Source organism: Streptococcus oralis (assembly GCF_001578945.1).
In the GTDB taxonomy this organism is placed as follows: Bacteria; Bacillota; Bacilli; order Lactobacillales; family Streptococcaceae; genus Streptococcus; species Streptococcus oralis_Q.
Genome location: NZ_KQ969551.1, coordinates 366130 through 367234, shown reverse-complemented (window position 1 = coordinate 367234; position 1105 = coordinate 366130). Strand labels below are relative to the sequence as shown.

The 1105-nt window shown below is 43.6% G+C and carries 1 protein-coding gene; it reads left to right on the top strand.

What is annotated here, in order from left to right:
- Nucleotides 1-1059, top strand: a 1059-nt coding sequence (lysS, locus tag SORDD16_RS04445; protein ID WP_061452521.1) for a lysine--tRNA ligase, incomplete at its 5' end; no start/stop codon positions are given.
- Between the last annotated feature and the right edge of the window lie 46 nt (nucleotides 1060-1105).

The window sequence follows — 1105 nt, the reverse complement described above, 5'->3', positions numbered from 1 at the left end:
CGTCCGCTTCCAGAGAAATTCCACGGTTTGACTGACGTTGAAACCATCTATCGTAAACGTTACCTTGACTTGATCTCTAACCGTGAAAGCTTTGAACGTTTTGTCACTCGTTCAAAAATCATCTCTGAAATTCGTCGTTACCTTGACCAAAAAGGCTTCCTTGAAGTGGAAACACCTGTTCTTCATAATGAAGCCGGTGGTGCTGCTGCTCGTCCATTTATCACTCACCACAATGCCCAAAACATTGACATGGTGCTTCGTATCGCGACTGAGCTTCACTTGAAACGTCTTATCGTTGGTGGTATGGAACGTGTCTATGAAATTGGCCGTATCTTCCGTAACGAAGGAATGGACGCCACTCATAACCCTGAGTTTACTTCTATCGAAGTTTACCAAGCTTATGCAGACTTCCAAGACATCATGGACTTGACGGAAGGCATTATCCAACATGCTACTAAAGCTGTTAAAGGTGACGGCCCAGTCAACTACCAAGGAACTGAAATCAAAATCAACGAACCATTTAAACGTGTTCACATGGTGGATGCTATCAAAGAAATTACTGGTGTAGATTTCTGGCAAGACATGACTTTGGAAGAAGCTAAAGCTGTCGCTGCTGAGAAGAAAGTTCCAGTTGAGAAACACTACACTGAAGTTGGTCACATTATCAATGCTTTCTTTGAAGAATTTGTCGAAGAAACCTTGATCCAACCAACCTTTGTCTACGGTCATCCAGTAGCTGTCTCTCCACTCGCGAAGAAAAATCCTGAAGACGAACGCTTTACTGACCGTTTTGAGCTCTTTATCATGACTAAGGAATACGGTAATGCCTTTACAGAGTTGAACGACCCAATCGATCAGCTTAGCCGTTTTGAAGCTCAAGCTAAAGCTAAAGAGCTTGGGGATGATGAAGCAACAGGTATCGACTACGACTACATTGAAGCCCTTGAATACGGTATGCCACCAACTGGTGGTTTGGGTATTGGTATCGATCGTCTCTGCATGCTCCTCACTGATACAACCACTATCCGTGATGTCCTACTCTTCCCAACCATGAAATAAACTCTATCCTCTGGTTTTCTGCCAGGGGATTTTTAACTGCCTCTTT